The 5,255-nt window shown below is 42.8% G+C and carries 3 protein-coding genes; 1 reads left to right on the top strand and 2 read right to left on the bottom strand.

Features of this window, described 5'->3' with window-relative positions:
* Positions 1 to 372 precede the first annotated feature (372 nt).
* Positions 373 to 645 carry an HU family DNA-binding protein gene (locus tag TH606_RS10930; RefSeq protein ID WP_013908324.1) on the top strand — a complete coding sequence of 91 codons (273 nt, stop codon included), beginning with the start codon at positions 373 to 375 and terminating at the stop codon, positions 643 to 645.
* Between the two features lie 45 nt (positions 646 to 690).
* Here TH606_RS10930 and TH606_RS10925 read toward each other — a convergent pair whose 3' ends face one another.
* Positions 691 to 984 carry a hypothetical protein gene (locus tag TH606_RS10925; RefSeq protein ID WP_157627921.1) on the bottom strand — a complete coding sequence of 98 codons (294 nt, stop codon included), beginning with the start codon at positions 982 to 984 and terminating at the stop codon, positions 691 to 693.
* A gap of 255 nt (positions 985 to 1,239) precedes the next feature.
* Positions 1,240 to 4,227: a ChaN family lipoprotein gene (locus TH606_RS10920; RefSeq protein WP_068543994.1), complete on the bottom strand. Its 2,988-nt coding sequence runs from the start codon at positions 4,225 to 4,227 to the stop codon at positions 1,240 to 1,242.
* Positions 4,228 to 5,255: the final 1,028 nt, after the last annotated feature.

Here is a 5,255-nt window from a genome sequence, read left to right as displayed (position 1 = left end):
GCTGAACTAAAAAATTTCCTCAATACTCAATATCAATACTCAATAAGTTTGCCTGTCCCTCTTTTAACTACCTCTTTTAACTATCATCAAAGTCGGGATAAGAGATTGCTTCTCACTCGCAATGACTCTGTAGAAAAAGCCCCCAAGACAGTAAGATGAGAAGGCCGCTAAGACAAAGTAACAACTTACTCTGTTTACTGTGAGAGATCCTTCGCTTTGCTCGGGACAAGCGAAGCAGTTTCAGGAAATATTTTGCAAGGGTCTTAATTTTTATGCATTTTTGGGTTGACCTGAGCGTATTTTTACCATAAGAAACTAGAAAGATTCTTAATCTTCTAAATAAAGAAGATATTATCGTAAAGGAGGGTGTTTATGAACAAGGCCGAATTGGTCAATCGCATGGCTGAAATTGCGGATTTGCCCAAGGTTACAGCTGAAAAGGCTTTAAATGCTTTTATGGAAGCTGTGACTGAAGCTCTTAAAAATGGAGACAAAGTCACTTTAGTAGGGTTTGGCACTTTCACCGTAGTGGAAAGGGCTGAAAGAATGGGGCGTAACCCCCGTACTGGTGAGCAAATAAAAATCCCTGCTCGTAAAGTGGTTAAGTTCAAACCTGGTAGTAAGCTAGAAGAAGCCGTAGGTTAATTATCAATCTTTTTACGGGCAGGGCATAACGGAGCCCCTGCCCCTTTATCCGCGGTGAAAGGGAACCCCGGCTAAAGTGAAGATTTCCTTTGCTTTTTCAAGTAGAAAAATCTTTTGAGCAGGGGTTGCCGGGGCAATACATTCACAACGCATACTTTTAAAATTACGCACCAAAAACTCAAAGCTTATAAAATTTTCTCCTATCTCTACGGCAAAATAATGTGGCCCACACTCTTTGTGTTTTAACTGAATAGGGGCCAAAATGTTTTCAGGAATTTCTATCCAGTAAAGTCCTCCTATAGGAGAAGGCCTGGTTTTTTCTTGAAGAACTTTTTCCAATTTTGCTATCTCCTCTCTGTTTAAATTGTCCACCACGAAATTTTGCATTGTTCACTCCTCTCTGTGAAATTTCACTCAGCTTTTTGCCTTTAAGAAAGCCTTCGCTCAGATCATAATATTGAGACCTTGCAAAATATTTTTTGAGACTGCTTCGCCTGTCCCGAGCGGAGCGAGGGATCTCCTCGCAGTGACAACAGGAGCATGTCATTGCGAGCGAAGCGAAGCAATCTCTGTCCGGTGTTTCTCTAACCAGCACTATTTAGCGTGTCCTTTCTTTTTAGTTTTTTTATTTTCCATTTTAAAAGGACCAACTTTTATATTAACAACTTTCCCTTTACGCAGGACAGCTACAAGCACATCATCGTCTGGCTTTTTCCCGGCCAGCACGGCCTTAAGGTCAGCCAGTTCTTTAATGTCCTGCTTATCAGCTTTGATTATAATGTCTCCTTCCTTTAAACCTGCTTTTTCCGCCGGGGTGCCGGGGAAAACCTTTTTGATAAGAAGTCCATTGGTCTTTTCTTCTATCAAAACACCGAGTTTAGCCTCAAATGGGGCTTCTTTGGGTTCAGGAAAGAGTACATAATCAGCCATAGCCGGGTTGAGAGTTTCTTCAGGCCCCAGAAGAATAATGGTGTAATCCTTTAGGCCCCTTCTGGCTATGCGGGACGGGATACCGTAGCCGTAAATAACGTGGCCACTTCCCACCAGGACGACCATCTGTTTGTCGGGATGTTTTTCAAGGTAATTAACAATACTCTGGGCCATGGTTTCGTCCCACACCAGTTGGGCCTCATAAAATGTTTCAAAATTTTTTATCTTGCCGCTGTTTTCGTGTTGTTCAAATACAAAGCGCAAAAATTCCCGGTAAGCCAGATTTTCACGGTTAATTTCAGGGATCCTGGCCTTTTCTTCAGGGGAAAGGGCTTTTAGCCCCTCTCTGGCCACTTTGTCCGTTATTTCTTTGGGGGCGTTTAAGGCTACCAGCGGTATTTTATTTTCGCGGGCATAGTCAATTATGGGTTTATAGAGTTTCCAGTTAAAGCGCCATCTTTTAAAGTATTCACTTTTTTTCAAAAATTCCTCTTCACTTATGCGTCCGGCAATGTAGTCGTCAAGGACCTGCTGAAAGGGGCGTTGAAACATTTCAAGACCTATGGCGATAGGCCGGCCCTGCTCATGCAACCATTTAATAATTTCAAGCTGGGCCAGATGCTGTTCGTAGCGGTCATGGCGTTCTCCTAAAAAGATGACTTTTTTCAAAGAAACGGCTCTGGCAATACTTTCTATGGAGTTCAGGTCTTTCAAAGCCAAGCCCTTAATATCAAAGTCAAGTTTTACTTTTATCCCCTTTTTAAAGCCAGGTTCTATTTTATCTATCACCACCCCATTATTTGAACAAATCCCCTGATAGCGACCAAGGTGTTCCAGCTTGGGAAGCACCTTTTTGATCTCCAGGATGCTTGTGGTCCTGGCAAAAGCAATTATCTGGGAAGGATTTTCTGGATTTTCACTAGTAAGCAAACAAAAGCTACCCCTGGTTTGTGGGAAGAGACCTCTGAATTTTTCTGGAAGTGTTTCCAGATAAACGATGTTTTCTGCCACTTCGTCAGGAGAAACAAAGTTTGAGCTTAATATATAGCCGCGTTTTTCCAGAAACGAGATAAGCAGCTTATAACGATGCAAAACCATTTGATTAGGTGCAACGATGAAGCCTTTTTTGCCAAAGAGCCGGGCCAGAACTGGAGGGTATTCAGGTTCAGTCAATCTTCTGGCCAGGTCATAGTCCTGGTCTAAGATAGCTTCAACTGGTTTCCCTTTTATTTTTAAGTCAAGCCTTGTTTGGGGGCCGGAGATATTGGCTTTTATGAATTTTTTTTCTTTTTGAGAGACCACCTCTATAGGTACGGTTAGCTGATAGTAAGGTTTTTCCTGGGTTATGCGTAAAGCTACCAGATATTCGCCGTTTTTTAGAGGAATTATCCTTTCTTTGACAAGGTTTAATTTGGGAAGGCCTGTTCGTTCAAGCCATTCGTTGAAAAAAGATTTGAGCTGGGAATTGGTTTCTTTTTCAAAGGCCTCTTTAATGTCCTCCCACGAGGCATATTTAAAGAGATTTCCCCGATAAAAGCGTTTCAGGCCGGCGAAAAAGGCCTTATCTCCCAGTTTTTGGCGAAGCATGTGGAAAAATAAGGCTCCCTTTCCATAGCCAATAGCCTGTGAGGCTCTATCTTTTCGGCCTACAAACATTTGTAGGGGAAAATCTTTTTCTGGGGTAACGTAGCTCTGATAATTAACCAGTAGGCGGTGTCTGTATAAAGCACCTTCACCCTTTTTCTCAGCCAGGCGATGGTCAGCCAGGTAAGTAACCAGGCCTTCGCTCCAGTTTCCTTTTGGCCAGTTCACATAAACTCCGCAACCAAACCAGTTATGAAGGATTTCGTGGGGGAGCGAAGTCTCACGAATAAAAGGCAGGGGCAATAAGCGGCTTCCTATGAGGGTGAAGGAGGGGAAGGCGTAGCCGGTTTGAAAAACATTTTCCACCACGGCAAAGCGGCGATAAGGGTAGGGACCAATCAGAGTTTCGTATTCGTTTATGGTTTCTTTGATTTTGTCAAGATAGGCCCGGGCCAGGCTATTATTTTCTTCAAACAAATAAACAGCAAGAGTCAGGTTTTTGGATTGTTCCTGGTAAACAAAATAAGGGCCGGCGATAAGGGGAGGCCTTTCCTGGGGATAGCGAAAAATAAAATGATATGTGTTTTTTCGGCCAGATTTTATTTTGATTTCGTCACCTGGTGCTATGGCTACAAACCCCTTAGGTAGAGATACTTTTAAGTCATAATAGGCCAGGCCATCTACCGCAGGAAACCAGTTTCCCGTAAGCACAACGGCCCTTTCCGAGATAATGTTTGGAAGACTTGTAAATCTGGCTGAAAATTTAATTTTTAAGTGCCGTGGCGAGTCAGACGAAGAGATGTTTGTGAATTTTTCAGATGGCGTAAGGCGCTTTCCGTCTATTATAAACCTCTTTATTTTTAAACCCGAAAGATTGAGAGAGATGTCCTGGTCAGGAGGAATTTTGATTTCAGCCCTTCCCTCAACCAGATTTTTTTCAGGTCTGATAGAGGCTTCAAGTAATATTGAAGGGTAATTAAGAGATTCCGACTGGCATATATTGGGAACAAACAGAACTAACCAAAAAATAAGCATTAGAAATTTAAGGTTTTTAGCGAACTTTTTCATTTCCCTTCTCCTTTCTGTTGTTAATGGAAGTATTTTTTTACCTTACATGGCGTCATCCGAGGCAATGAGGCTACCGTGGCGAAGTAGTTCTGTCATTGCGAACAAGCCCGCAGGGCCGACGAAGTGAGCCAATGGGTCATACGAGGAGCACGAAGTGCGACGAAGCGACCCATAGCAGGGTAGTTACGAGGAGGCCTAAAGGCCGACGAAGTAATCCTTGTCCCGAGCGGTAGCGAAGGGATCAGAGATTGCTTCGCTTCGCTCGGGATGACGGAGATAGGGCCGCAATGACTGGCCCATGTTTTGTCACTACGATGGATCCTTTTCTCCATTGTCACTGCGAGGAGGCCCAAAGGCCGACGAAGCAGTCTCACGGCCATATTACCACAGCTCCAATAGCGCCTCGTGATAGGAATTGCTTGCCACTTTGTGGCTCTCATGGCAGCCCCAAAATTGTTCTCAATTTGTGCTCCTGGTAATGTAATATTAGAAAAATTTTAATTTAAGATTTAAGTCTAAAAAAGAAAAATATAGAAAAATCTTAGAGGTAAAAAGGCTGTTATTGTGAGTAAACCTGATGGATCACTATGATCATTATAAAAAGGCCGACCGGTTATGGGAGTAGATACAAATGGTCATTGCAAAAAGTTATGATAGATTAAGTGAGAGAAGCAATATTTTTTAGATAAAGGCTTTCTTTCTGGATTTCGGTCTTCAGTTATGTTATTTTATTATAGATCTTTTTACAAAACTTACAAAACTTTCGCCACTTCGTGGCTCGCAATGACAAATAATCTGTTACTGCGAGGAGATCCCTCGCTCCGCTCGGGACAGGCGAAGCAGCCTCAGGGGCTGGGGAGACAATCAATTAAAATATTTTGTCAAGGCTCTATTATTAATGAAAGCGTATCGTATTAATGAAAGCGTAAAACAGATGGCAATTTTTGGGTTGTCATTGCGAGCGAAGCAATCTTTATCCCGAGCAGTGGCGAAGGGATCAGAGATCGCCACGGCGACTAAGTCGCCTT

It is taken from the genome of Thermodesulfatator autotrophicus, from assembly GCF_001642325.1.
Taxonomy (GTDB): domain Bacteria; phylum Desulfobacterota; class Thermodesulfobacteria; order Thermodesulfobacteriales; family Thermodesulfatatoraceae; genus Thermodesulfatator; species Thermodesulfatator autotrophicus.
The sequence above is the reverse complement of the archived record's forward strand: the minus strand, read 5'-3'. Positions and strand labels throughout refer to the sequence as shown.